The sequence below is a fragment of the Deltaproteobacteria bacterium genome, from assembly GCA_005879535.1.
GTDB lineage: Bacteria > Myxococcota > Myxococcia > Myxococcales > 40CM-4-68-19 > 40CM-4-68-19.
Window position 1 is genome coordinate 12,970 of the sequence record VBKI01000021.1, and the last position, 342, is coordinate 13,311.

Annotated in this window: 1 protein-coding gene; it reads left to right on the forward strand. The window is 64.6% G+C overall.

Annotated elements, in window-relative coordinates:
* A partial coding sequence (locus E6J58_01155; protein ID TMB43114.1) for an asparagine synthetase B occupies positions 1 to 342 on the forward strand: 342 nt, incomplete at both ends.

Genomic DNA, 342 nt, shown 5'->3' on the forward strand with positions numbered 1-342 from the left:
AGCGGTGGTATCGATTCCAGTGCAGTGGCAGCTTTTGCGAGCAGGGCTGGCAAGGCTCCCCGCTGCTTCGGCGTCCATTTCGCTGACCAGGGGGTGGTGGACGAGCGGCCGTTCCAGGAGTCGGCAGCGCGTGCTCTCGGGCTCGACCTGGAGTTGACGACCTATGATGGCGCGCGGTTCGCCGACGATCTGCCGCGGCTCCTGTTCCAGCAGGATCAACCGGTGATCGGTCCGGCGATGTTTCCGATGTCTGCCGTCAGTGAACTCGCGGCTCGCAGCGTGAAGGTCTGCCTGGGAGGACAGGGGGCGGACGAAATCTTCGGCGGTTATGCACGATACGCG